Source organism: Vogesella mureinivorans (assembly GCF_007644035.1).
GTDB classification, from domain to species: Bacteria; Pseudomonadota; Gammaproteobacteria; order Burkholderiales; family Chromobacteriaceae; genus Vogesella; species Vogesella mureinivorans.
Genome location: NZ_VMTV02000391.1, coordinates 1 through 270 on the forward strand (window position 1 = coordinate 1; position 270 = coordinate 270).

Sequence of the window (270 nt, forward strand, 5' to 3'; positions counted from 1 at the left end):
GGCGACGGCCTGCTCCCAGACGCCGTCCCAGTCGTACTTGTAGCCGTTCTGGCCGGTGATGATGGCGTCCTGGATGCCGCCGCTGATGCTGACGGTGAACTCGTAGGCGGTGCTGCCCTCGCCTTCGAAATCGATCATCAGATTGATGCGATCGGCGCGCGCCTGCGCATCGCGGCGGGTCGGATGGCGGGTGCGCGCGAACTCCGGCGGCTGCTCGGCGTGGATGCCGAAGTACAGGCCGTCCGCGCGCGAGAGCACGCGCACCTCGGT

At 68.5% G+C, this 270-nt stretch carries 1 protein-coding gene; it reads right to left on the reverse strand.

Annotated features, from left to right (window positions below; genetic code table 11):
- On the reverse strand, window positions 1-270 hold a 270-nt coding region (locus FLQ44_RS23650), incomplete at both ends, for a DOMON domain-containing protein (protein WP_206208827.1).